The organism is Citrobacter sp. W9, from assembly GCF_026719375.1.
GTDB classification, from domain to species: domain Bacteria; phylum Pseudomonadota; class Gammaproteobacteria; order Enterobacterales; family Enterobacteriaceae; genus Citrobacter; species Citrobacter werkmanii.
The window spans coordinates 16,425-39,189 of sequence record NZ_JAPPTE010000016.1 but is presented as its reverse complement, the minus strand read 5'-3'; the positions used below and the strand labels follow the sequence as shown (position 1 = coordinate 39,189).

26 protein-coding genes are annotated in these 22,765 nt (G+C 52.1%); 14 read left to right on the top strand and 12 right to left on the bottom strand.

Features of this window, described 5'->3' with window-relative positions; all coding sequences use genetic code 11:
- Positions 1 to 65: 65 nt before the first annotated feature.
- From OOJ59_RS19965 to pgi, 5 genes are all read right to left on the bottom strand, one after another.
- Positions 66 to 2,162: a YjbH domain-containing protein gene (locus tag OOJ59_RS19965; protein WP_038636233.1), complete on the bottom strand. Its 2,097-nt coding sequence runs from the start codon at positions 2,160 to 2,162 to the stop codon at positions 66 to 68.
- Positions 2,162 to 2,899 carry a capsule biosynthesis GfcC family protein gene (locus tag OOJ59_RS19960; RefSeq protein WP_193157157.1) on the bottom strand — a complete coding sequence of 246 codons (738 nt, stop codon included), beginning with the start codon at positions 2,897 to 2,899 and terminating at the stop codon, positions 2,162 to 2,164. Before OOJ59_RS19960 ends, OOJ59_RS19965 begins: the two co-directional genes overlap by 1 nt.
- The gene (locus tag OOJ59_RS19955; RefSeq protein ID WP_121529826.1) at positions 2,896 to 3,534 is read right to left on the bottom strand and encodes a YjbF family lipoprotein; all 639 of its coding nucleotides are present in this window, start codon (positions 3,532 to 3,534) and stop codon (positions 2,896 to 2,898) included. The genes OOJ59_RS19960 and OOJ59_RS19955 overlap by 4 nt, the downstream gene beginning before the upstream one ends.
- A gap of 241 nt (positions 3,535 to 3,775) precedes the next feature.
- Positions 3,776 to 4,018, bottom strand: a complete 243-nt coding sequence (gene yjbE / locus OOJ59_RS19950; protein ID WP_003826562.1) for an exopolysaccharide production protein YjbE — start codon at positions 4,016 to 4,018, stop codon at positions 3,776 to 3,778.
- Between the two features lie 420 nt (positions 4,019 to 4,438).
- Complete coding sequence (pgi, locus tag OOJ59_RS19945) at positions 4,439 to 6,088, bottom strand: glucose-6-phosphate isomerase (RefSeq protein ID WP_160955802.1); 1,650 nt, start codon at positions 6,086 to 6,088, stop codon at positions 4,439 to 4,441.
- A gap of 314 nt (positions 6,089 to 6,402) precedes the next feature.
- Here pgi and lysC point away from each other — a divergent pair, with 314 nt between their 5' ends.
- The 3 genes from lysC to OOJ59_RS19930 all read left to right on the top strand — a co-directional run bounded on the left by lysC (position 6,403) and on the right by OOJ59_RS19930 (position 9,187).
- Positions 6,403 to 7,752, top strand: a complete 1,350-nt coding sequence (gene lysC / locus OOJ59_RS19940; RefSeq protein ID WP_038636225.1) for a lysine-sensitive aspartokinase 3 — start codon at positions 6,403 to 6,405, stop codon at positions 7,750 to 7,752.
- Between the two features lie 92 nt (positions 7,753 to 7,844).
- Positions 7,845 to 8,771, top strand: coding sequence for a ketopantoate/pantoate/pantothenate transporter PanS (gene panS / locus OOJ59_RS19935; protein WP_069325174.1), 927 nt, complete (start codon positions 7,845 to 7,847; stop codon positions 8,769 to 8,771).
- Positions 8,772 to 8,914: 143 nt separating this feature from the next.
- Positions 8,915 to 9,187, top strand: coding sequence for a DUF3811 domain-containing protein (locus OOJ59_RS19930; RefSeq protein ID WP_160955803.1), 273 nt, complete (start codon positions 8,915 to 8,917; stop codon positions 9,185 to 9,187).
- Here OOJ59_RS19930 and rluF read toward each other — a convergent pair.
- The gene (gene rluF, locus OOJ59_RS19925; RefSeq protein WP_008786901.1) at positions 9,184 to 10,059 is read right to left on the bottom strand and encodes a 23S rRNA pseudouridine(2604) synthase RluF; all 876 of its coding nucleotides are present in this window, start codon (positions 10,057 to 10,059) and stop codon (positions 9,184 to 9,186) included. The two genes, OOJ59_RS19930 and rluF, sit on opposite strands and share 4 nt — an antisense overlap.
- A 475-nt stretch (positions 10,060 to 10,534) precedes the next feature.
- Between rluF and OOJ59_RS19920 the strand changes: the two genes are divergently transcribed.
- From OOJ59_RS19920 to OOJ59_RS19885, 8 genes are all read left to right on the top strand, one after another.
- Complete coding sequence (locus tag OOJ59_RS19920) at positions 10,535 to 11,482, top strand: sugar-binding transcriptional regulator (RefSeq protein ID WP_139815604.1); 948 nt, start codon at positions 10,535 to 10,537, stop codon at positions 11,480 to 11,482.
- Positions 11,483 to 11,552: 70 nt separating this feature from the next.
- The gene (locus tag OOJ59_RS19915) at positions 11,553 to 12,359 is read left to right on the top strand and encodes an SDR family oxidoreductase (protein WP_160955804.1); all 807 of its coding nucleotides are present in this window, start codon (positions 11,553 to 11,555) and stop codon (positions 12,357 to 12,359) included.
- A 9-nt stretch (positions 12,360 to 12,368) separates the two neighbouring features.
- A complete protein-coding gene (locus tag OOJ59_RS19910; protein ID WP_160955805.1) occupies positions 12,369 to 12,776 on the top strand; it encodes a mannose/fructose/sorbose PTS transporter subunit IIA in 408 nt (135 codons plus the stop codon).
- Positions 12,776 to 13,270: a mannose/fructose/sorbose PTS transporter subunit IIB gene (locus OOJ59_RS19905; protein ID WP_087856546.1), complete on the top strand. Its 495-nt coding sequence runs from the start codon at positions 12,776 to 12,778 to the stop codon at positions 13,268 to 13,270. The genes OOJ59_RS19910 and OOJ59_RS19905 overlap by 1 nt, the downstream gene beginning before the upstream one ends.
- A gap of 65 nt (positions 13,271 to 13,335) precedes the next feature.
- Positions 13,336 to 14,133, top strand: coding sequence for a PTS mannose/fructose/sorbose transporter subunit IIC (locus OOJ59_RS19900; protein WP_042313048.1), 798 nt, complete (start codon positions 13,336 to 13,338; stop codon positions 14,131 to 14,133).
- Between the two features lie 11 nt (positions 14,134 to 14,144).
- Positions 14,145 to 14,969 carry a PTS system mannose/fructose/sorbose family transporter subunit IID gene (locus OOJ59_RS19895; protein WP_048216971.1) on the top strand — a complete coding sequence of 275 codons (825 nt, stop codon included), beginning with the start codon at positions 14,145 to 14,147 and terminating at the stop codon, positions 14,967 to 14,969.
- Between the two features lie 68 nt (positions 14,970 to 15,037).
- Positions 15,038 to 16,261: an L-sorbose 1-phosphate reductase gene (sorE, locus tag OOJ59_RS19890; RefSeq protein ID WP_160955806.1), complete on the top strand. Its 1,224-nt coding sequence runs from the start codon at positions 15,038 to 15,040 to the stop codon at positions 16,259 to 16,261.
- Position 16,262: 1 nt separating this feature from the next.
- Positions 16,263 to 17,075 carry a shikimate 5-dehydrogenase gene (locus tag OOJ59_RS19885; protein ID WP_087856548.1) on the top strand — a complete coding sequence of 271 codons (813 nt, stop codon included), beginning with the start codon at positions 16,263 to 16,265 and terminating at the stop codon, positions 17,073 to 17,075.
- A 49-nt stretch (positions 17,076 to 17,124) separates the two neighbouring features.
- On the opposite strand, the gene OOJ59_RS19880 is transcribed toward OOJ59_RS19885, so the two are convergent.
- A complete protein-coding gene (locus OOJ59_RS19880) occupies positions 17,125 to 17,481 on the bottom strand; it encodes a hypothetical protein (RefSeq protein ID WP_121530048.1) in 357 nt (118 codons plus the stop codon).
- 141 nt (positions 17,482 to 17,622) lie between these two features.
- Here OOJ59_RS19880 and OOJ59_RS19875 point away from each other — a divergent pair, with 141 nt between their 5' ends.
- Together OOJ59_RS19875 and OOJ59_RS19870 are read left to right on the top strand one after the other, a co-directional pair.
- Positions 17,623 to 17,784 carry a phage protein gene (locus OOJ59_RS19875; RefSeq protein ID WP_003841416.1) on the top strand — a complete coding sequence of 54 codons (162 nt, stop codon included), beginning with the start codon at positions 17,623 to 17,625 and terminating at the stop codon, positions 17,782 to 17,784.
- A 185-nt stretch (positions 17,785 to 17,969) separates the two neighbouring features.
- A complete protein-coding gene (locus tag OOJ59_RS19870) occupies positions 17,970 to 18,338 on the top strand; it encodes a GNAT family N-acetyltransferase (protein ID WP_226809241.1) in 369 nt (122 codons plus the stop codon).
- A 284-nt stretch (positions 18,339 to 18,622) separates the two neighbouring features.
- On the opposite strand, the gene OOJ59_RS19865 is transcribed toward OOJ59_RS19870, so the two are convergent.
- The 4 genes from OOJ59_RS19865 to OOJ59_RS19850 form a co-directional block, all read right to left on the bottom strand.
- On the bottom strand, positions 18,623 to 19,282 hold the full coding sequence (locus OOJ59_RS19865; RefSeq protein ID WP_121529819.1) for a LysE family translocator: 660 nt from the start codon (positions 19,280 to 19,282) through the stop codon (positions 18,623 to 18,625).
- A gap of 103 nt (positions 19,283 to 19,385) precedes the next feature.
- Complete coding sequence (gene arsC, locus OOJ59_RS19860) at positions 19,386 to 19,811, bottom strand: glutaredoxin-dependent arsenate reductase (RefSeq protein ID WP_085049574.1); 426 nt, start codon at positions 19,809 to 19,811, stop codon at positions 19,386 to 19,388.
- Between the two features lie 12 nt (positions 19,812 to 19,823).
- On the bottom strand, positions 19,824 to 21,113 hold the full coding sequence (locus OOJ59_RS19855) for an arsenic transporter (RefSeq protein WP_038636211.1): 1,290 nt from the start codon (positions 21,111 to 21,113) through the stop codon (positions 19,824 to 19,826).
- Positions 21,114 to 21,157: 44 nt separating this feature from the next.
- The gene (locus tag OOJ59_RS19850) at positions 21,158 to 21,478 is read right to left on the bottom strand and encodes a transcriptional regulator (RefSeq protein ID WP_038636209.1); all 321 of its coding nucleotides are present in this window, start codon (positions 21,476 to 21,478) and stop codon (positions 21,158 to 21,160) included.
- A gap of 85 nt (positions 21,479 to 21,563) precedes the next feature.
- On the opposite strand from OOJ59_RS19850, the gene arsH reads away from it, so the two are divergent.
- On the top strand, positions 21,564 to 22,262 hold the full coding sequence (gene arsH / locus OOJ59_RS19845) for an arsenical resistance protein ArsH (protein WP_160955807.1): 699 nt from the start codon (positions 21,564 to 21,566) through the stop codon (positions 22,260 to 22,262).
- Positions 22,263 to 22,402: 140 nt separating this feature from the next.
- On the opposite strand, the gene OOJ59_RS19840 is transcribed toward arsH, so the two are convergent.
- Positions 22,403 to 22,639, bottom strand: a complete 237-nt coding sequence (locus tag OOJ59_RS19840; protein ID WP_137350723.1) for a hypothetical protein — start codon at positions 22,637 to 22,639, stop codon at positions 22,403 to 22,405.
- Positions 22,640 to 22,765 lie beyond the last annotated feature (126 nt).

The window sequence follows — 22,765 nt, the reverse complement described above, 5'->3', positions numbered from 1 at the left end:
GCATAAATGCCTTATCCGACCGGCGATGTAGGCCGGATAAGCGCAGCGCACCGGTCGATCAAACATTAACGGAAGTTCTCGCTTCTGTCGCTGGTCATATCATACAGACCAAACTTACGTCCAAGCTGCTGCCCACCGTCACGCGTCAACGGCGTCCAGCCAATCGCCGCACGGCTGCGGGTTGGGCCTGAAGAGAAGAGATCCAGCGGCACGGAAACGTACACCCCTTTGGTAAAATCGCCCTCTCCGTACTCATCCGGCGAGGCGTCGGTGATGGTCGCATAGCCGCCCACCACCACACCGCTGTCGAAGCGTTTGGCAATTTCCAGCGTTCCCCCCTTATCACCCGCCAGATACTGGCCGACGCTGGCTTTCACCAGTACATCCTGGGCGAATGAAGGATTCCAGTAAGCCGTCAAATGCCCGGTCTTCACGCTGTAGTCGGTGAATTTCATCATATCCTGCGCGCTACGCCAGTCACGCTGTTTCACATAGTTGGCGTCAATGCCAAACGCCCAGTTGCTGTCTAACGGACGATACAACACCTCGGCTCCCGCCCCGCCGTACATGGTCTCCAGGTAACCAGCGTAAACCTGTCCGTAGAACCCGTTTCCGAGTGACTGGAAGTAGTTGGCCTGCAGGTTATTCACGTAGACATCGTTTTGCACATACTCGCGCACATGAGTACGCACGCGTGGTAAATGCGAATCCTGCGGCGGGTTGGTGTAGTTAAATTTGTCATAGTTATTGGCGAGGTTGGCGAACAAACTCCCGGTGGTCAGCAGATGATCGGTCACCCACCAATCCGCAGTTCCCATTACGCCCAACTGGTACATATAGAAGTTTTCCGGGCCGCCCACCGACTGATTGAGCACCGGATCGATATGAAAATCAAAGCGAGACTTATCAATATACCAACCCTGCTCGGTCGTTTTCGGCACCACGGGCTCAACGCGTTTTTGCGCCAGTTGTGTTTCATGACCCAGCGGCTCACCTTCCAGGTGTCGCTTAAGGCTGGAAACATCCGTTTCGGTCGTCACCTGCGGCAAGTTAAGGCGATTTTCGGTAATCCGGATCGTGCGGATCCCGTCGGGAAGATCGTTCATCACGATCCGATTGGCGCGTTCGATCCCTTCTCGCGAATCACGATATTTCACCTGTTCGCCGGTCACATACAGCGTATCGCCCTGCACCTGGATTTTGGGATCCGCCAGCCCGGCGTTATATTTCAGCAGCGTTAACTGATTCGCCACTACCGAATGTTGCAGAATCGCATCCTGCGGCTGTGGTTGATACTTCGGACGGGCGTTATCGTTATAGTTTGGTCGCAAATCGTTGAAGTTAGTCCGCAGCGTGAACCCAAACATAAAGGTGTTCCCGCGCTCATAGCTGAGGTTAACGTCGGCCCAATCGGTGACGCGATAGATAGCGCCGACGTTAAACTTGCTCTTTTGATCCAGCTTGCCCGCAAAATCCTGCTGGTAATTATTGCCTTCATACTCCAGTTTCAGGCGCAGCGGCTGCCAGGGTGTCTGATATTCCACGCCGCCAAATAACGATGCCGGACCATGAAACATCTGACTGCCGTCAATAGAACCAGCCTGCTTGTAGCTGTTATCGCGATGACAGAATTTATCGCTGTATGAGCAAAACGGATTGCTGACGTTGCCGCTGGTGCCAAGATACCCCCAGCCCAGACCGAGCGAGAAATCAAACGGGCCCCAAGCTTTGTTCGCTACAATATACTCCGCATCAAACAGACCCGTCCCGCCGATATCCCGCGCGCCAACGGCCACCTGCGGCATCCAGTAGCTCTCTTCCCACAGCCGCAGTTTGAGATCAAACGCTTTATCCTTGTATGTCTGATCGCCAGAAAATGACTCCACGCTGCTGTATTTTTTGGTACGCACATCGGTATAGCGCAGCGTGGTTTCCAGCCAGGGGAACAGTTGCACCGACGCAGAGTAGTAGCGGTACTGATCGTTGTCACGGTAGTTGAGGCTCATTTCCCCTTCACGCGCCATCCGTGCTGTCGGGGTTTGCAGCAGGCCTACGCCGCCAAAATCGGACTGGGATGGACCAATAGGCGCAGGCCATGTTTCACCGTGACAGGCAACGCTTACGCCCAGCGCCAGTAAGCTGAGCAGATAAGTTTTTCTCATTATTCAGGTATCCGCTGGGTCAGGGTGTGAAGAATATCGGCATTGATTTCATCCGGGGTACTGCTCCAGAAGGCATCAGAGAGTCCGACAAAAATGATGCTGCCGGGCATCGGCTCAACGTGACGTTTGTTCCAGTAAGCGATAGGGACTTTTTGCGAGCGTCCATCGGGATAGATGACCCACGCGTAGCTGCGATCCGCTCCGCTGAGCCGACTTTGCCCATCGAGATAGCTGGCGACATCACGCCCAGGCACAAACGGTTGTTTACCCGGACGGCTTAGCAAACCAAACAATGTGATATGCGTTGGCTGCGATCCAACCCATAGCGTGTAGTTGCCCTGCAACGGCGGGTTGCCTCGCTCGCTGACGCGCACCACATCCGGGTCAAGGTTAATGTTCTGTCTGCCGGTCACCTTCAGCGCCTGAATTTGCTGGCGTAATGCGTTGATAGCCGCCGCATCGTCACCGCTTTCTTCAGCACTCAGCGCTGCCAGACGAGCCAGTAGTGTCTGCCGCTGGCGTTCTGCCGCTGCCGTTGCCCGCTCTTCGCTGATGACCGCTCCGGGCCACCAGCTATTACTCAGCCGCGGCTGTCCAACCAGATCGATCAGACGCTCCGCACCGGTCAATATTTTGGGTTCAGCGCTGCCTGCAATCATGACTTTGACATTGCCCGCAGCAAAAACAGAGGGTGCGCTCAGGCTAAAAACCAGCGCCATTACGGCTCGTTTCATCATGATTTTGCCGCCTTAATCAGGGTGGTTTTCACCGGGAAGAAGTTAGCTCCCAGATACTGTTCCGACTGACGGATTTGCCCTTCGCTATCGATCCAGTAGCGGTTATGCCAGCGCGTTTGATCGGTCGTTATCTCTTCATCAAGGATGCGCACTGGCGTTTCATCGCTGCCGACCTGAATACTGTCAGTGCCATCCCATGTGAAAACAGAGCGGGCGGTGGCATAGCGCACCTGCTGATGTTCAGTCCAGCCCATCGTACGGGTCCATGTTGCGCCATCGGCTATCTGATTGGGTTTGACGAGCGGGTCTGCTGCCAGATTATTCACCTCAATCAGGTTGTCACCGCCGAGCTGCGTTTTCACAATGCGCCCATGCTGCGTGACGAGAATGGCCTGATCCTGAGTCACCCATTTCTGTTGTCCGTTTTCTGCAAACGCGAGTACGACAAACAGCTGTGGACCACCATTGAGCTGCATATACTGGCTGGCGTAGGGCATGTTTTGGATTTCATCATCCGTCATCTGAACGCCGGGAGTACCAAACACACTATCCCACAGCGAATGGCCCAGCCCTTCGGTGGTGGCCGAGCACGCCTGTAGTAACAGGCAAACCAATATGAGCGCTGGTCGCTTCACGACACTTCTCCGCATTATTGCCGGGAGCGCAACGCTTACCCGGCCTACAAATCCCGCAGGCTTTTGGCAATTCAAAATAACCACACCGAAGTGTGGTTAGAATTAATCCCCGTCATACTTCACGTTGCAGATGCGTTAGCTACGTTCACTCACCCCGGTCACATAGCTATCTATGCTCCCGGGGACTCACTCACTTGCCGCCTTCCTGCAACGCGAATTATTTAGGGGCTACGTACCGGTATTACTGGGTACTGGTGGTTGTCGTGGTTGTCGTTCCGGTATTAGAACCATCACCACCACCGGTCGCCGCAAGGGCCACCCCCACCGCAGAACTTACGGTGCTCACGCTGGTGGCAGAGGAACTTCCTGCCGAAACCGACGCGGCAGCCGACCCTGCAGCTTCACCCACCTGAACGGGGGCAGCATAGACAGAGGTCGCCGCAAGCGCAGATATAGCCCAAAGGCCATACAGAACTTTTTTCATCACAAATTCCCTTCATTTAATGAATGGAGATTTACCCAAAAGAATTTCGGGCGAGATCGAGTATACACAAGCCAAAGTGTGCAAATTACGACTGGCGGGAATTTAGGATAATGAGAAATGAAAGTAGATTGCCATTATTAGTTAATAACATTAAACAGCAAAATCAATCAGTTAAAATATACACACCAGAAATACAATATCCGTAAATTCTGAAAATAACAGAAATGAAATTCCATTAAGTTAATTATTTTAGGATTATGCTCAATTAGGGAGTGAAGCAAAAGCGTAGATATCCTGGAGCAATCTTATAAAAAAGCCGATATTAATATCGGCTTTTTTATTTCATTAATGCCGGATGGCGGCTAAACGCCTTATCCGGCCTACAAATGTGTGCCTGTAGGCCGGATAAGCGCAGCGTCATCAGGCGCGCCAGGACTTATAACGGTTAATCAAACCGTTAGTCGAGCAATCATGGCTGGTAATCTCTTTATCATCATTCAGCTCCGGCAGGATGCGATTTGCCAGCTGTTTGCCCAGCTCCACGCCCCACTGGTCGAAAGTGAAGATGTTCAGAATTGCGCCCTGAGTAAAGATTTTGTGCTCGTACAGGGCAATCAGCGCACCCAGGCTGAACGGCGTGATTTCACGCAGCAGGATGGAGTTGGTCGGGCGGTTGCCTTCGAACACTTTGAACGGCACCACGTGGTCCAGCGTTGCCGGATCTTTACCCTGGTCGCGATATTCCTGCTCAACCACATCACGAGATTTACCGAACGCCAGCGCTTCGGTCTGAGCGAAGAAGTTAGACAACAGTTTCGGATGGTGATCCGACAGCGGGTTGTGAGTGATAGCCGGCGCGATGAAATCGCACGGTACCATTTTGGTGCCCTGGTGGATCAACTGGTAGAACGCATGCTGGCCGTTAGTCCCCGGCTCACCCCAGATGATTGGGCCGGTCTGGTAATCCACCGCATTGCCGTTACGGTCCACGTATTTACCGTTGGATTCCATATTGCCCTGCTGGAAGTAGGCCGCGAAACGGTGCATATACTGGTCATACGGCAGGATCGCTTCGGTTTCAGCACCGAAGAAATTGTTGTACCAGATACCGATCAGCGCCAGCAGCACCGGCAGGTTTTTCTCCGCCGGGGTAGTGGAGAAATGTTTGTCCATCGCGTGCGCGCCGGACAGCAGCTCTACGAAGTTGTCGAAACCGACGGACAGGATGATCGACAGACCAATCGCTGACCACAGGGAGTAACGACCGCCAACCCAATCCCAGAATTCGAACATATTGGCGGTATCAATACCGAATTCGCCAACCGCTTTACCGTTGGTGGAGAGCGCCGCGAAGTGTTTGGCAACGTGCTTGTTGTCGCCCGCGGTCGCCAGGAACCAGTCACGCGCGCTGTGGGCGTTAGTCATAGTTTCCTGGGTGGTGAAGGTTTTAGATGCGACCAGGAACAGCGTGGTTTCCGGGTTCACTTTCTTCAGTACTTCAGCGATGTGCGTCCCATCGACGTTAGACACAAAGTGCATGTTCAGATGGTTTTTGTACGGACGCAGCGCTTCGGTCACCATGAACGGACCAAGGTCGGAACCGCCGATACCGATGTTCACTACATCAGTAATGGCTTTGCCGGTATAACCTTTCCAGCTTCCGGAGATGATCGCTTCAGAGAAGGATTTCATCTTCTCCAGCACCGCGTTCACTTCCGGCATCACATCTTTGCCGTCAACGATGATTGGGGTATTGCTACGGTTACGCAGCGCCACGTGCAGCACGGCACGGTCTTCGGTACGGTTGATTTTCTCACCGGAGAACATGGACTTGATGGCGCCTGCCAAATCGGTCTCTTTCGCCAGATCCTGCAGTTTGGCCAGCGTCTCTTCAGTGATGCGGTTTTTGGAGAAATCCACCAGCATCAGATCGTCAAACGTCGCGGAAAATTTGGTGAAACGATCGCTATCTTTCGCGAACAGATCGGCGATAGTAACGTCTTTCATCTCTTCAAAGTGTTTTTGTAGTGCCTGCCAGGCTGAGGTCTGCGTTGGATTGATGTTTTTCATTAGCAATACTCTTCTGATTTTGAGAATTGTGACTGAGATCGATTGTAACGCCAGTCACAGAAAAGTGTGATTGTTTTAATGCCATTGCCAGGGCATCCGCCAAACGAGGCTACAAAGTATAGCCGTTATCAGCGTTGTTATTAGTACCGTTACTCAACGCAGTTGCAGCATGAAAAATCCGCATAATCCCAGCGTTGACAGTGCAAGCTACACATTTTATTTATAAATACGGTATTTGCATTTGCGCCTGCACCGGTTTCCGTTCTGCCTTATGTGCCATGGTCGCTCTATTCACTCCCTGACACGAGGTAGTTATGACTGATGTAGTTGTCTCCAAGTTTGGCGGTACCAGCGTGGCGGACTTTGATGCCATGAATCGCAGCGCTGATGTGGTGCTTTCTGATGCGAACGTCCGGTTAGTGGTGCTCTCCGCATCGGCTGGCATTACGAACCTGCTGGTTGCTCTGGCGGAAGGGCTGGAGCCAACCGAGCGCTTCGAAAAACTCGACGCCATTCGCCAAATTCAGTTCAATATTCTGGAACGCCTGCGTTATCCAAACGTGATACGTGAAGAGATCGAACGCCTGCTGGAAAACATCACCACGCTGGCAGAGGCGGCGTCACTGGCGACCTCAACCGCGCTGACCGACGAACTGGTCAGCCACGGTGAGCTGATGTCTACCCTCCTGTTTGTTGAGATCCTGCGTGAGCGCAACGTGCAAGCGCAGTGGTTTGACGTACGTAAAGTGATGCGCACTAACGATCGTTTCGGTCGTGCAGAACCCGACGTCGCGGCGCTGGCCGAACTGGCAACGCTCCAGTTAGCACCACGTCTGAGTGAAGGTCTGGTGATTACTCAAGGCTTTATCGGCAGCGAAAGCAAAGGCCGCACTACCACGCTGGGACGCGGCGGCAGTGATTATACGGCCGCCCTGCTGGCTGAAGCGCTGCACGCAACGCGCGTCGATATCTGGACCGATGTTCCCGGCATTTACACCACCGATCCGCGCGTCGTTCCAGCCGCTAAACGTATTGATGAAATCGCCTTCGAAGAAGCCGCGGAAATGGCGACCTTCGGCGCGAAAGTGCTGCACCCGGCAACCCTGTTACCTGCCGTACGTAGCGATATCCCGGTGTTTGTTGGCTCCAGTAAGGATCCAAAAGCAGGCGGTACGCTGGTATGCAATAAAACCCAAAATCCACCGTTGTTCCGCGCCCTGGCCCTACGCCGTAAGCAAACGCTGCTAACGCTGCATAGCCTGAATATGCTGCACTCTCGCGGCTTTTTAGCGGAAGTGTTCGGCATCCTGGCGCGCCACAACATCTCGGTAGATTTAATTACCACATCGGAAGTCAGCGTGGCGCTGACGCTGGATACCACCGGTTCAACGTCTACCGGCGATACGCTGTTAACACAGTCTCTGCTGATGGAACTGTCTGCCCTGTGTCGGGTTGAAGTGGAAGAAGACCTGGCGCTGGTAGCGCTGATTGGCAACGACCTGTCCAAAGCCTGCGGCGTGGGTAAAGAGGTGTTCGGCGTACTGGAGCCATTCAACATCCGCATGATTTGCTACGGCGCGTCCAGCCATAACCTGTGCTTCCTGGTGCCAGGTACCGAAGCCGAACAGGTGGTACAGAAGCTGCACCATAATTTGTTTGAATAATATTTCATCACGCGATAAACAATAACTATAGCCGGGCTCGAACCCGGCTTTTTTATAACAACACAACACATTTCAATCGCAAGGAATATAACATGCTCGCTACTCTGACGCGGCTGTTCCCATTATGGGCGCTGCTGCTCTCTGTTATTGCGTATTACACGCCCTCCACCTTTACACCTGTCGGGCCATTCGTGCCGTCGTTACTGATGCTGATTATGTTCGGCATGGGCGTCCATTTGAAGGTGGATGACTTTAAACGTGTACTCTCACGTCCTGCGCCGGTCGCCGCGGGTATTTTCCTGCATTATCTGGTGATGCCGCTCGCCGCCTGGATTTTGGCGCTGGCTTTTAATATGCCGCCGGAACTGTCCGCAGGCATGGTGCTGGTCGGTAGCGTCGCCAGTGGAACAGCGTCTAATGTCATGATCTATCTGGCAAAAGGTGATGTGGCGCTCTCCGTGACTATTTCATCCGTTTCAACGTTGGTCGGCGTCGTCGCCACACCGCTGCTGACACGGCTGTATGTCGATGCGCATATTCAGGTGGATGTGATGGGTATGCTGCTGAGTATTCTGCAGATCGTGGTCATTCCGATTGCCCTGGGACTGGTCATTCACCATCTGTTCCCACGCGTCGTAAAAGCCGTCGAGCCCTTTCTGCCTGCGTTTTCTATGGTGTGCATCCTGGCGATCATCAGCGCCGTCGTGGCAGGCTCTGCTTCGCACATTGCGTCCGTTGGCTTTGTGGTGATTATCGCCGTTATCCTGCATAACACCATTGGCCTGCTCGGCGGCTACTGGGGCGGAAAACTGTTTGGTTTCGACGAGTCGACCTGTCGTACGTTGGCTATTGAAGTCGGCATGCAGAATTCAGGGCTGGCCGCTGCGCTGGGCAAAATCTATTTCGGCCCGCTTGCCGCCCTGCCCGGCGCGCTGTTCTCCGTTTGGCACAACCTTTCCGGTTCGCTGCTGGCAGGCTACTGGTCCGGTAAGCCGATTAAAGAGAAAGCACGCCGCTAATTGTCGGCTGTAGGCCTGATAAGTGTAGCGCTATCAAGCATAGTGCGTACACGTCGCCGGATGGCGGCTAACGCCTTATCCGGCCTACCCAGCCTCTGCACTTTGCCGTACACTGAGGATATCGGCTAACAGAGGGCACCCCTATGGCACTCCCCCGCATTACCCAAAAAGAGATGACCGAGCGCGAGCAGCGTGAACTGAAAACGCGGCTCGACCGCGCGCGCATTGCACATGGTCGCCTGCTGACCAACGCAGAGACCAACAGCATCAAGAAAGAGTACATCGATAAACTGATGGCCTTGCGCGAAGCAGAAGCAAAAAAAGCCCGCCAGTTGAAGAAAAAGCAGGCCTATAAACCGGATGCGGAAGCATCGTTTTCCTGGTCAGCAAATACGCCGACGCGCGGCAGACGTTAACGTCCCTTCTTCTTACGTCCCGGCGAAGTAAAACGCTTACCGTTTGCCGCCGGGCGCGATTTCTCTTTCTCCGCTGATTTTTCGATTTTCACCACCGGACGCTTAATGCCTGCGGTTTTTGGCTTCGCTTTCGCCTTCGGTTTGGCTTCTGAGGACGAGTTCTCAATCAGCTTGAACAGATCGATCAGTTCGTCATCTGTCAGGTCGCGCCATTCACCAAGCGGCAGACCAGACAAACCAACGTTCATGATACGCGTACGCTCAAGCTTGGTAACTTCATAGCCAAAGTGTTCGCACATACGACGGATCTGACGGTTAAGCCCCTGAATCAGCGTAATGCGAAACACAAACGGCGCTTCTTTCTTCACCTTACATTTTTTGGTGACGGTACCGAGAATAGGCACACCGGCCCCCATCCCACGGATAAAGTCATCAGTGACCGGCTTATCGACCGTCACCAGATACTCTTTTTCGTGATCGTTACCGGCACGCAGGATTTTATTCACCAGGTCGCCGTGGTTGGTCAGAAAGATAAGTCCCTGGGAATCTTTGTCCAGACGACCGATTGGGAACACACGCTTGCTGTGATTCACGAAATCAACAATGTTGTCGCGCTCGCTGTCTTCGGTGGTGCTAACAATCCCTACCGGCTTGTTCAGCGCGATAAAGACCAGATCTTCCGCTTCACGCGGCTCAATCAACCGACCATTCACTTTTACGACGTCGCCAGGCATCACCTGATCGCCGATGGTGGCGCGTTTACCATTCAGGAAGACATTCCCTTGTTCGATAAAGCGATCCGCCTCGCGACGCGAGCAGATTCCGCTTTCACTGATGTATTTATTTAGTCGGATGGATGAGTCGGGCAGCATAGTTTCTCCTGTATACACTTCATCCTTCAAGCTGTCTCTGCGTTGGCTGCCCTCACTCACCCAGGTCGCATAGCAATCTATGCTCCCAGGGATTCGTTCCCTTGCCGCCTTGATACAACTTGAATGATTTTGTGTATTAAAAGCGAAATATACCCTACCTTGCGGGCGATAAAAAATAATCGTGTCCGACTGCCTCCGCACTATTTGTGATCTGTCCCAGCTTTTGACACAAAAGTGTTAGTAATGCATACCTGCAATTTTGCTGAGTGAAAACAAGCAGAATCAATACATTAGAGCAACATGCACATCTGTGCCGACAGCGTGCTATCGCCACATCAAATGTGCAACATAATCGGCCAGTTTAACGCGCTGAAATAAGTGAAAATAGCTTTGAGATGTGGAAAGGATGGGGTTATATCAGATCAAGAAGGCAATTTCGTGATTTGCACAAATGTGCAGGAGTCCAAAAATGGCGATGGAAAACAGCGATGATATCCGCCTGATCGTAAAAATAGCGCAGCTTTATTACGAGCAGGATATGACACAAGCGCAAATCGCCCGCGAGCTGGGGATTTACCGCACCACGATCAGCCGATTACTAAAACGTGGCCGCGAGCAGGGTATCGTCACCATCGCCATTAATTATGACTACAACGAAAATCTGTGGCTGGAACAGCAGCTAAAACAGAAATTTGGCCTGAAAGAAGCGGTCGTAGTCTCCTGCGACAGCGAACAGGAAGATGAACAACTCACTATGATGGGCGTGCACGGCGCACAGCTGCTGGAACGCTTACTGGAACCCGGCGACATTATTGGTTTTTCATGGGGTCGCGCGGTGCGAGGATTGGTTGAAGGATTATCCCCGGCCAGCCAGTCACGCCAGCTTATCTGTGTGCCGATTATCGGCGGACCGTCCGGTAAACTTGAAAGCCGCTACCACGTCAATACGCTGACCTACGGCGCCGCGGCAAAGCTGAAAGGGGAATCACACCTGGCCGATTTCCCGGCGCTGCTGGAAAACCCGCTGATCCGTAACGGCATTATGCAGTCCCGGCACTTCAAATCGATTTCCGCTTACTGGGATAATCTGGATGTCGCGCTGGTTGGAATTGGGTCTCCGGCAATACGCGATGGCGCCAACTGGCACGCTTTTTACGGCAGCGAAGAGAGTGATGACCTGCATGCCCGCCATGTCGCCGGAGACATTTGCTCGCGCTTTTACGATATCAACGGTGTGACCGTAGAGACCAGGATGAGTGAAAAGACGCTCGCCATCGAAACCGATAAATTAAAACAGGCACGTTACTCCATTGGTATTGCGATGGGTGAAGAAAAATACAGTGGGATATTAGGCGCATTACGTGGGAATTATATTAACTGTTTAGTCACCAACAGTCATACCGCTGAATTATTGTTGAAGTAAATAAATTATAATTGGTCCTGCCATAATTAATTTTATGTGGGATCCCCTTATCTGAAATCGGGAGTTTATTATGCAAACGTGGTTAAATCTGCAGGACAAAGTCATTATTGTTACCGGTGGTGCATCCGGAATTGGCCTGGCGATTGTCGAGGAGTTATTAGCACAAGGTGCTAATGTGCAAATGGCAGATATTCATGGTGGAGAAGGTAAATATGATAGCCATGACGGATATTATTTCTGGCCAACAGATATTTCCAGCGCCAAAGCGGTTAATCATACTGTTGCTGAAATTATCCAACGCTATGGGCGTATTGATGGACTGGTAAATAATGCTGGCGTCAACTTCCCGCGCCTGCTGGTCGATGAAAAAGCACCTGCCGGGCAATACGAACTCAACGAAGCTGCTTTTGAAAAAATGGTTAATATCAACCAGAAAGGTGTGTTCTTAATGTCGCAAGCAACGGCACGCCAAATGGTAAAACAGCATAACGGCGTGATCGTGAATGTCTCTTCCGAAAGCGGGCTGGAAGGTTCAGAGGGCCAAAGCTGCTATGCCGCCACCAAAGCCGCGTTGAATAGCTTTACCCGCTCCTGGTCGAAAGAGTTGGGCAAACACGGTATTCGTGTGGTGGGAATTGCGCCTGGCATTCTGGAAAAAACCGGTCTGCGCACCCCCGAGTATGAAGAAGCGCTGGCCTGGACCCGCAACATCACCGTCGAACAGCTGCGTGAGGGTTATACCAGGAACGCGATCCCGATCGGTCGTTCAGGACGTTTAAGTGAAGTCGCTGATTTTGTTTGTTATCTCCTCTCAGATCGCGCCAGTTATATCACCGGAGTAACCACTAACATTGCGGGCGGAAAAACGCGCGGCTAAGGAGGTTTTATGGTCAATGCAATCTTCTGTGCTCACGGCAATCTGGCCTGCGCCATGCTGGAATCGGTACAGATGGTCTACGGCGATGTCAACGTCGAAGCTGTGGCATTTGTCCCAGGGGAGAACGCCAGCAACATTGTAGAAAAACTGAAAAAGTTAGCAAGTGCTCACGCTAATGATGAATGGCTGATTGCCGTCGATCTGCAGTGTGGCAGTCCCTGGAATGCTGCCGCTTCACTGGCAATGCAAAACCCCACCATTCGCGTCATTAGCGGGTTGTCGCTGCCATTAGCGCTGGAACTGGTAGACAACCAAAGCAGTATGAATGTGGATGAACTGTGCGAACACCTGACGACCATTGCTCAACAAACCTGTGTCGTCTGGCAACATCTGGAAACGACCGAAGAGGATTTCTGATGAACATTACCCTTGCTCGTATCGATGACCGCTTGATTCACGGTCAGGTAACCACCGTCTGGTCGAAGGTGGCGAATGCCCAACGAATTATTATCTGCAATGACGACGTTTATAACGATGAAGTACGTCGAACATTATTACGTCAGGCAGCCCCGCCAGGAATGAAGGTTAACGTCGTTAATATCGAAAAGGCAGTCGCTGTTTACCATAACCCGCAATATCAGAGCGAAACTGTTTTTTATCTGTTTACCCGCCCGCAGGATGTTTTAGCAATGGTAAAACAAGGGGTAAAAATTGCCACGTTAAATATTGGCGGCATGGCCTGGCGACCGGGTAAAAAACAATTAACCAAAGCCGTTTCTTTAGACAGCGACGACATTAATGCGTTTCGTGAGTTAGATAAACTAGGTGTCACGCTGGATTTACGCGTCGTCGCATCCGATCCATCTATTAATATTCTCGAAAAAATAGAAGAACAATCTTTCGCTGAATAAATAAAAATGCCTGTGCACTTATGCTTTAACAGGCAGGGATGATCACATTCACAAGGTGACATATTATGGAAATAAGTACCCTACAAATTATCGCCATATTCCTATTTTCCTGTATTGCCGGAATGGGCAGCGTGCTGGATGAGTTCCAGACCCACCGCCCGCTAATTGCTTGTACCGTTATCGGCCTGATCCTCGGTGATTTAAAAACCGGGATTATGCTCGGCGGTACGCTGGAGTTAATCGCTCTTGGCTGGATGAACGTCGGCGCAGCGCAGTCTCCCGATTCGGCGCTCGCCAGTATTATCTCCGCCATTCTGGTTATCGTCGGTCAGCAAAGTATTGCTACCGGTATCGCCATCGCCCTGCCCGTCGCGGCGGCAGGTCAGGTACTAACTGTCTTTGCCCGTACCATCACCGTGGTGTTCCAGCACGCGGCGGATAAAGCAGCCGAAGAGGCCCGCTTTCGCACCATCGACATGCTGCACGTTTCCGCTCTCGGCGTACAGGCGCTGCGCGTTGCCATCCCTGCATTAATCGTCTCGCTGTTTGTCAGCGCCGATATGGTCAGCAATATGCTCAACGCCATTCCAGAATTCGTCACCCGCGGATTGCAGATTGCCGGTGGCTTTATCGTGGTGGTCGGTTACGCCATGGTGCTGCGCATGATGGGCGTGAAGTACCTGATGCCCTTCTTCTTCCTCGGATTTATTGCCGGAGGGTATCTCGATTTGAGCCTGCTGGCTTTCGGTGGCGTGGGCGTGATTATCGCGCTGGTCTACATCCAGTTGAACCCACAGTGGCGTAAAGCCGAACCGCAGGCGCAACCCGCCTCTTCTCAAGCTCTCGATCAGCTTGATGACTAATGGAGCCAGCCATGGAACAGAAAAAACTGACCAAATCCGACCTGTTTAGCATGTTTGTTCGCTCCAACCTGCAACAGGCATCATTCAACTTTGAACGCATTCATGGGTTGGGCTTTTGCTACGACATGATCCCTGCCATCAAGCGGCTGTATCCACTGAAAGAGGACCAGGTTGCAGCACTCAAACGTCACCTGGTGTTCTTCAATACCACACCTGCCGTTTGCGGCCCGGTGATTGGCGTGACCGCCGCGATGGAAGAAGCCCGCGCCAACGGCGCTGAAATTGACGACGGCGCAATCAATGGCATCAAAGTTGGGCTGATGGGTCCGCTGGCCGGCGTCGGCGATCCGCTGGTATGGGGAACGCTGCGCCCGATTACCGCCGCGCTCGGCGCCTCGCTCGCACTGTCCGGTAACATTCTCGGCCCATTGTTGTTCTTCTTTATTTTCAATGCAGTACGTCTTGCCATGAAGTGGTACGGCTTACAGCTTGGCTTTCGTAAAGGGGTCAATATCGTCAGCGACATGGGCGGCAACCTGCTGCAAAAACTGACCGAAGGCGCATCAATTCTTGGCCTGTTTGTCATGGGGGTACTGGTCACCAAATGGACCAGCATCAACGTGCCGCTGGTGGTATCGCAAACGCCTGGCGCAGACGGCGCCACCGTCACCATGACCGTGCAGAACATCCTCGACCAACTCTGTCCTGGCCTGCTGGCGCTGGGTCTGACGCTGCTGATGGTACGGCTACTCAACAAAAAAATTAATCCAGTATGGCTGATCTTCGCCCTGTTTGCGCTGGGGATTATTGGTAACGCACTGGGCTTCCTGTCCTGATTTTTCCGCCCCGGCGATGCTGGGGCACCTTCAATAAATTGTCCTCGAAAGAGGAAGAGGTGGTAACAATGCAAACAACAACAGCTTTACGCCTTTATGGTAAACGCGATCTGCGCCTGGAAACCTTCGACCTTCCCGAAATGCAGGACGATGAAATTCTGGCTTCGGTCGTGACCGACAGCCTGTGCCTTTCTTCCTGGAAAGAGGCTAACCAGGGCGAGAACCACAAAAAAGTGCCGGACGATGTGGCCACCAACCCGATCATCATCGGCCACGAGTTCTGCGGCGATATTCTCGCCGTAGGGAAAAAATGGCAGCATAAGTTTCAGCCCGGCCAACGCTATGTCATTCAGGCCAACCTGCAACTGCCGGATCGCCCGGACTGTCCCGGCTACTCCTTCCCGTGGGTAGGCGGTGAAGCCACGCACGTCATCATTCCTGATGAAGTCATGGAGCAGGACTGCTTGTTGGCCTACGAAGGCGAAACCTATTTTGAAGGCTCGCTGGTTGAGCCGCTATCCTGCGTGATTGGCGCATTCAACGCCAACTATCACCTGCAGGAAGGCACTTATAACCATAAGATGGGCATTCGTCCGCAGGGGCGCACGTTAATCCTCGGCGGTACCGGGCCAATGGGACTACTGGCGATCGACTATGCACTGCATGGCCCGGTTAACCCTGCGCTGCTGGTGGTAACCGACACCAATAACGACAAGTTGAGCTACGCCCGTAAGCACTATCCATCAGAACCACAAACGTTAATCCACTATCTCCACGCCCAGGATGCGGCTTATGACTCATTGATGGCATTGAGCGGCGGACATGGGTTTGACGACATCTTTGTATTTGTGCCCAACGAAGAACTGGTCACGCTGGCTTCTTCCCTGCTGGCTGCCGATGGCTGCATGAACTTCTTTGCGGGTCCGCAGGATAAGCAGTTTAGCGCGCCGATTAACTTCTACGACGTGCACTATGCCTTCACCCATTATGTTGGGACATCTGGCGGCAATACCGACGACATGCGCACGGCGGTAAAACTGATCGAAGAGAAGAAAGTTCAGGCGGCAAAAGTGGTGACGCACATTCTGGGATTGAATGCGGCAGGTGAAACAACGCTGGAGCTGCCGCAGGTCGGTGGCGGTAAAAAACTGGTTTACACCGGCAAAGCCTTACCATTAACCGCGCTCACTCAGATTGATGATCCAGCCTTGCGCGATATCCTGAAGCGTCATCAGGGGATTTGGTCGCAGGAAGCCGAACAGTACATATTGTCTCACGCCGAGGAGATTTAACATGATTAACCGCGACACCCAGCTGTGCATGTCGCTTGCCGGCCGACCCGGCAACTTCGGCACACGTTTTCACAACTATTTGTATGAAAAGTTGGGGTTAAATTTTATCTACAAAGCCTTTACTACGCAGGATATTGAGGCCGCAGTGAAAGGCGTTCGCGCACTCGGGATTCGCGGCTGTGCGGTCTCTATGCCGTTTAAAGAGAGTTGCATGCCGTTTCTGGATGCCATCGATCCTTCCGCAAAAGTCATTGACTCCGTCAACACCATCGTCAATGACAACGGTACGCTGACAGGATTTAACACCGACTACATTGCGGTAAAAAGCCTGATTACCAGCCACCAGCTTGATAACCACGCACGCGTCATGATCCGCGGCAGCGGTGGAATGGGTAAAGCGGTTATCGCCGCGTTTCGCGATGCCGGTTTTCACGATGTGATCGTCGCCGCCCGCAATCGTGAGAGCGGCCCGGCGCTGGCAAAACAGTACGGTTTCCAGTGGCAACCTCAGCCGGAAGGGATTGCCTGCGATATTCTGGTCAACGTGACGCCCGTCGGTATGGCTGGCGGTAAAGAGAGCGATGAACTGGCCTACAGCGAAGCGATGGTCGCTGCCGCCAGCGTGGTGTTTGATGTTGTCGCCCTGCCGCCGGAAACACCGGTAATCAAACTGGCACAGCAATTAGGTAAAAAGACCATCAGCGGTGCAGAGGTGATTGCCTTACAGGCCGTGGAGCAGTTCGCCATGTACACCGGCGTACGCCCGGATGACGCGCTAATCGCCGAAGCGGCAGAATTTGCTCGGGCGGGGTAAAGTAGCAGGAACAGAGCGCCAGGGATGGGCGCTCTGTTTATTTTAGGTACTATGCAACAGCGAACAATTGCTGGTCAGCTTTCGCTTCCAATTGCGCCAGCGCGGGAATCAACTGGCTGATGTTGACCAGGCTGTGTCCTAACTGGCATATGCTCTCATACGCAAAATGTTCCTGACCTTCACCCGCCATGGTCAGCAGGCTTTCGCCCATAAAATTCAGCGTCTGGTACAACCCTGCCAGCGCCTCTTCACAGCCAAACGATAGCGCCAGATTTTCTTCGGTGGTGAGATGGCTACAATCAAGATGGCGGAATGCCTCGGCGAGTGGAAAATAAAGCAGATCGGCTTGCGGAATGGGAGAAGAAGACGCAAAACAGGCGTTAGTGGTACTATTAGCATCAGCCATAGCATTACCTCGTATAATGTTGTGGTTAGACGCCCTGATCGTGTTCCCGCACTTTCGGGGCGTTGTCATTTTTGGTGTGTGAGAGTAATGTGTCATCACACATACTCACACTACTCTTGTGTAATTAAGGTGTCAACACACATGAACGAAAGAAGAGGCAATCCTCCGTTTCAATTCCGTCTGGATCCGGAACTTCGCAAAGCGATGGAAGAAGCACAACGGCAGGATGGCGATGAATCGTTGGCTGCCTGGATTAAGCGTGTGATTAGAAAAGAGCTGAAACAGAAAGGGATCGAAGTCTAGTGGTCGGCATTATGTATCGTTTTCTGAAGGTCTGTTTAGAGCGGACAAGCTGCCATCATGAGCAGTAAGCAGATAATCACCTCTTGATTAGTCGATTATTAAATGTAAACGGAGCATAGTAAGTCATTCGGTACAGGATTATGCAGTCCAATCCATCGACACAAAATAACTGTAAGGTCACAAATATGACGCCTACATTGCAAGGATCTCTTGTCACGCTCCGTCCTCTGCTTAAGACAGATGCTCAGCTATTGATTGATGCTGCTGCGGATGGGGAACTCTGGTCCCTGCCATTTACGGTAGTTCCGTCTGCTGACACAGCTGAGTCGTACATTCAGAAAGCCCTGCAGGGGCAAACTGAAGGCACAGTCATGCCGTTTGCTGTAACGCTCTCATCAGACCAACGCGTCATTGGGTCAACACGTTTCTGGAAGATTGATAAAGAAAACCGAAAGCTCGAAATTGGTCATACCTGGTATTCACAAAGCTGGCAAAAACAGCTGCAAATACCGAGAGTAAACTGTTACTGCTGCGATACGCCTTTGAGCAACTGAACTGTGTTCGCGTTCAGTTTACGACTGATGTATTGAATGAGCGCTCTCAAGCTGCCATTCTCCGTATTGGCGCAGTCCAGGAAAGCATCATCAGAAATGAACGAATTATGCCTGATGGCCGAAAACGTACTTCTATACGGTATAGCATAATTGATGATGAGTGGCCGCAGGTTCGGACTAACCTTGAGCGCCGCCTCTCCAGTTACAGCAATGAGAAATAACTCGAGCTTTTGCGGGCGGAAGGTCTGCTGTGAACGAAGCGGACACTGGGTTTACCGTTTCGGTTAAGCTTCTCTGGCAGATTTCGATACTACACCAGACCCGCTAAACAACATGCGGATACCGAGGCCTATCATGACAACTCCGGTAAACCGTTCCTGCCATTTGATAAAGCCTGGGTGTTTACCCAGCCAGTTTCCAAATGTCCCTGATGCCATCGCGACCGACCCCAGGGAAACGATTCCTGCCAGCTTTTGGATACTACCCAGAACAAGTAATTGCAGCCAGACAGGACCCGCGGTGGGATCGACAAACTGAGGAAGAAAAGCAAACATGAACAACAGGGATTTTGGGTTAGTCAGGCTATTCAGGGCGCCTTCCTTAACGGCATTCCAGTCAGAAATTTTTGCAGTTTTTCGCAGACGTGTATCAGTGCCAGAAGTCGCAATCATTTTTATGCCCAGCCATATCAGATAAGCTGCGCCAGCCCACCTTAGCAGATCTAGCGCCACCGGCCAGGCATGAACAACGGTTACCAGCCCCAGGACAAGAAAAGAAACTTGCACAAAACCAGCTACAAATACATTACCCAGTACCGTAAGCAGTGCAATACGTCTTCCCTGACCGACTCCTCTGGCGATAGTTAGCATCATGTCTGGCCCCGGAGAAATCTCCAGTAGAGTCAGCGCAAGAAGGAAGGTCATAAACGTTTCGATCGAAGGCATCTTGGTTGAATCCGGAAAAATATTTCCGCTACGTTACCTCAGTCCGATTCGAGCAGAAAGCGGAATATACCGCAGCGCCCGCTCCTGGCACGAAGTGGGCAGATTACTTAACCCGCTTCCCCGTTTCGTCAATGACCTTCTCGCCATCCTCTTTGGTAAACGCTCGTTTCTGACCTTCCGGTAGAATATCCAACACTATTTCTGAAGGGCGGCAAAGACGAGTGCCAAGCGGCGTAACGACTACCGGCCGATTAATCAGGATCGGATGTTGAAGCATGAAATCAATCAACTGCTCATCACTAAATTTCTCTTCATCAAGACCCAGGTGTTCATAAGGCTCAACATTCTTACGCAGTAATGCACGCACCGTAATTCCCATTTCTGAAATAAGTTTAATCAGCTCATCACGGGTCGGTGGCGTATCGAGATAATAAATTATCGTCGGTTCGTTGCCGCTGTTACGGATCATCTCCAGCGTGTTACGAGAAGTGCCGCAGGCAGGGTTGTGATAGATGGTAATGTTGCTCATATCTGTATCTCATTACAAAGTGATGGAGAAGCGCAACGCCAGCGCGGCCAGAGTGACAAACAGCACGGGCAGCGTCATGATAATGCCAGTGCGGAAGTAATATCCCCATGTAATCGTTATATTTTTCTGGGCAAGCACATGCAGCCAAAGCAAGGTTGCCAAACTGCCAATCGGGGTGATTTTCGGGCCTAAATCGCAGCCAATCACATTGGCATAAATCATAGCCTCTTTGACGACGCCAGTCGCCGTACTCCCGTCAATCGACAGTGCGCCAATCAGCACCGTCGGCATATTGTTCATCACCGATGACAGGAACGCGGTCAGGAAACCGGTGCCGAACGTTGCTGCCCATAACCCCTTTTCTGCCAGCAGGTTCAGCACGTCAGACAGATACTCCGTGAGTCCTGCATTGCGCAGGCCATAGACCACCAGGTACATGCCCAGCGAAAAAATAACAATCTGCCATGGCGCACCGCGCAGGACTTTTCCGGTGTTGATGGCATGACCTCTTTTCGCCACTATAAACAGTACTGCTGCGCCAGTAGCCGCTATCGCACTGACCGGGATCCCCAGAGGTTCCAGCACAAAGAAACCGACAAGCAGCAATAACAGGACAATCCAGCCCGCCCTGAACGTTGCCGGATCCTTTATCACACTGGCAGGCGTCTTCAGCAGCGAAACGTCATACGTCTCCGGAATGTCCTTGCGGAAGAAGAGATGCAGCATGACCAGAGTGGCCGCAATCGCGGCCACATCTACGGGGATCATAACGGAGGCATACTGCGTAAAGCCCAGACCGAAAAAGTCCGCCGAGACGATATTCACCAGATTGGAAACTATCAGCGGCAGGCTGGCCGTATCTGCAATAAATCCTGCGGCCATGACAAAGGCCAATGTCGTGCCCTGGCTGAATCCCAGTGCGAGCAGCATCGCAATTACAATCGGCGTCAGGATCAGTGCGGCGCCGTCATTGGCAAACAACGCAGCAACAGCGGCCCCAAGCAAGACTATCCAGGTAAACAAAAGGCGACCACGTCCGTTACCCCAGCGGGAGACGTGCAGTGCGGCCCATTCAAAGAAGCCGGACTCATCGAGCAGCAGGCTGATGATGATGACCGCAATAAATGCCGCAGTCGCGTTCCAGACAATATTCCAGACAACGGGAATATCAGCGATATGGATGACTCCGGTACCCAGCGCCAGCGCAGCTCCGATACTCGCGCTCCAGCCAATACTCAGACCTCTGGGTTGCCAGATCACCAGTACCAGCGTCAGTAAAAATATACTCCCTGCCAAAAACATTTCAAACCCCGTTATATATGATTATGTGAATATGTTTTCCTTCCTCAGCAAGAGGTGCAGGCCGACTTTGCCAACCATTCCCGCACATCTTCCCGAAGGCACTGCCAGGACGTCGTGATTGTCTCAGCGGCCCACGCAGGAATATGAGGTGACAGACGATAGTGAATCCATTTGCCTTCCCGACGATCCAGAACTAGCCCAGACTCGCGAAGGATAGCCATATGACGTGATATTTTGGGCTGTGATTCGGCGGTAGCTGCACAGATATCGCACACGCACAGTTCTCCGGACTCCCGCAGAAGCATGACAATGGCGAGCCGTGTTTCATCCGACAGGATTTTGAAAAGCTGAACAGGTTGTAGCATTTTCCTCTCCGTTCACTTTAGAATACATATATGATAAATCATATATATTAACTTTGAAATCATCTGCTCTCTCTGGAGGAGAAAAATGGAACAATTTCCTGCCCTGAATACGGAATGCTTTGATCAAGACATCGCTGAACGCCTGCATCTGCAGGAGCCACCAAGAATTCTGATCCTGTATGGTTCAGTAAGAGAGCGCTCCTACAGCCGCTTTGCCGCGGAGGAAGTGGGTCGCCTGCTGACGGCGATGGGCGCGGAGGTGAAACTCTTTAACCCCTCCGGTTTACCCCTGCCGGATGATGCGCCGGACACGCATCCCAAAGTCACCGAGCTGCGCGGTCTGGTCAGATGGTGTGACGGGATGGTGTGGAGTTCTCCGGAACGGCACGGTGCTATGAGCGCGGTGATGAAGGCGCAGATTGACTGGATACCCTTAAGTGAAGGCGCGGTTCGTCCTTCGCAGGGCAAAACACTTGCGGTAATGCAGGTCTGCGGCGGTTCACAGTCCTTCAATGCCATGAACCAGATGCGTATTCTGGGTCGCTGGATGCGGATGTTTACGATCCCCAACCAGTCCTCTGTAGCCAAGGCATGGCAAGAGTTCGACGAAAACGGACGAATGAAACCTTCGTCATGGTATGACCGTATCGTCGATGTCGCCGAGGAGCTGTTTAAAATCACGCTGCTGCTTAAGGGACAAACCGGTTACCTTGCAGATCGTTACAGCGAGCGAAAAGAGAGCCATCAGGAGCTTTCATCCCGTGTCAATCAGGACAAAATATAACGTCCTTACTTATTGAGCTCAAACGTCCGCTCCTGGCACGAAGCGGACGAGCTAACTGAGATGAAGGTCCGCTGTGAGCGAGAAGCGGACGTCGTAGAGACATGAGAATAAGAGCGGCTAGGTTGTGGATTTTGTGCTTTTTACTCCCATCCCATTTCTTTGTAGGTCTTACTATCCTGTTCAGGGAAATCAGTTTGATATTCACCCCAATTACGGAACGTATAATATTTTTTCATTGCTTCAAGGTGCGAATCTGCATCACATGTCCACACTAATCTGTAGTCCGGATCCAGCAATTTCCGAGCAGAGTCTCCCAGTGGACCGGCAAGACAAAACAAATCTAAACCGGCTTCATTTGTCCACAGCTCGTGCTTCATAATTTTATCCCCATGAACTGCCATCCATGAATTAATATATCGCGATGTTAGCAACGTCCGCTCCTGGCACACTGCAGTCACGTTCCTGACGCTGAAGGTCTGCTGAGAGCGAGAAGCGGACACGGG

What these genes read in the sequence shown, in the direction of transcription:
- OOJ59_RS19965 (WP_038636233.1), bottom strand. Translation starts at nt 2,162, where the DNA reads ATGAGAAAAACTTATCTGCTCAGCTTACTGGCGCTGGGCGTAAGCGTT.
- OOJ59_RS19960 (WP_193157157.1), bottom strand. Translation starts at nt 2,899, where the DNA reads ATGATGAAACGAGCCGTAATGGCGCTGGTTTTTAGCCTGAGCGCACCC.
- yjbE (WP_003826562.1), bottom strand. Translation starts at nt 4,018, where the DNA reads ATGAAAAAAGTTCTGTATGGCCTTTGGGCTATATCTGCGCTTGCGGCG.
- pgi (WP_160955802.1), bottom strand. Translation starts at nt 6,088, where the DNA reads ATGAAAAACATCAATCCAACGCAGACCTCAGCCTGGCAGGCACTACAA.
- lysC (WP_038636225.1), top strand. Translation starts at nt 6,403, where the DNA reads ATGACTGATGTAGTTGTCTCCAAGTTTGGCGGTACCAGCGTGGCGGAC.
- panS (WP_069325174.1), top strand. Translation starts at nt 7,845, where the DNA reads ATGCTCGCTACTCTGACGCGGCTGTTCCCATTATGGGCGCTGCTGCTC.
- OOJ59_RS19930 (WP_160955803.1), top strand. Translation starts at nt 8,915, where the DNA reads ATGGCACTCCCCCGCATTACCCAAAAAGAGATGACCGAGCGCGAGCAG.
- rluF (WP_008786901.1), bottom strand. Translation starts at nt 10,059, where the DNA reads ATGCTGCCCGACTCATCCATCCGACTAAATAAATACATCAGTGAAAGC.
- OOJ59_RS19920 (WP_139815604.1), top strand. Translation starts at nt 10,535, where the DNA reads ATGGAAAACAGCGATGATATCCGCCTGATCGTAAAAATAGCGCAGCTT.
- OOJ59_RS19915 (WP_160955804.1), top strand. Translation starts at nt 11,553, where the DNA reads ATGCAAACGTGGTTAAATCTGCAGGACAAAGTCATTATTGTTACCGGT.
- OOJ59_RS19910 (WP_160955805.1), top strand. Translation starts at nt 12,369, where the DNA reads ATGGTCAATGCAATCTTCTGTGCTCACGGCAATCTGGCCTGCGCCATG.
- OOJ59_RS19905 (WP_087856546.1), top strand. Translation starts at nt 12,776, where the DNA reads ATGAACATTACCCTTGCTCGTATCGATGACCGCTTGATTCACGGTCAG.
- OOJ59_RS19900 (WP_042313048.1), top strand. Translation starts at nt 13,336, where the DNA reads ATGGAAATAAGTACCCTACAAATTATCGCCATATTCCTATTTTCCTGT.
- OOJ59_RS19895 (WP_048216971.1), top strand. Translation starts at nt 14,145, where the DNA reads ATGGAACAGAAAAAACTGACCAAATCCGACCTGTTTAGCATGTTTGTT.
- sorE (WP_160955806.1), top strand. Translation starts at nt 15,038, where the DNA reads ATGCAAACAACAACAGCTTTACGCCTTTATGGTAAACGCGATCTGCGC.
- OOJ59_RS19885 (WP_087856548.1), top strand. Translation starts at nt 16,263, where the DNA reads ATGATTAACCGCGACACCCAGCTGTGCATGTCGCTTGCCGGCCGACCC.
- OOJ59_RS19880 (WP_121530048.1), bottom strand. Translation starts at nt 17,481, where the DNA reads ATGGCTGATGCTAATAGTACCACTAACGCCTGTTTTGCGTCTTCTTCT.
- OOJ59_RS19875 (WP_003841416.1), top strand. Translation starts at nt 17,623, where the DNA reads ATGAACGAAAGAAGAGGCAATCCTCCGTTTCAATTCCGTCTGGATCCG.
- OOJ59_RS19870 (WP_226809241.1), top strand. Translation starts at nt 17,970, where the DNA reads ATGACGCCTACATTGCAAGGATCTCTTGTCACGCTCCGTCCTCTGCTT.
- OOJ59_RS19865 (WP_121529819.1), bottom strand. Translation starts at nt 19,282, where the DNA reads ATGCCTTCGATCGAAACGTTTATGACCTTCCTTCTTGCGCTGACTCTA.
- arsC (WP_085049574.1), bottom strand. Translation starts at nt 19,811, where the DNA reads ATGAGCAACATTACCATCTATCACAACCCTGCCTGCGGCACTTCTCGT.
- OOJ59_RS19855 (WP_038636211.1), bottom strand. Translation starts at nt 21,113, where the DNA reads ATGTTTTTGGCAGGGAGTATATTTTTACTGACGCTGGTACTGGTGATC.
- OOJ59_RS19850 (WP_038636209.1), bottom strand. Translation starts at nt 21,478, where the DNA reads ATGCTACAACCTGTTCAGCTTTTCAAAATCCTGTCGGATGAAACACGG.
- arsH (WP_160955807.1), top strand. Translation starts at nt 21,564, where the DNA reads ATGGAACAATTTCCTGCCCTGAATACGGAATGCTTTGATCAAGACATC.
- OOJ59_RS19840 (WP_137350723.1), bottom strand. Translation starts at nt 22,639, where the DNA reads ATGAAGCACGAGCTGTGGACAAATGAAGCCGGTTTAGATTTGTTTTGT.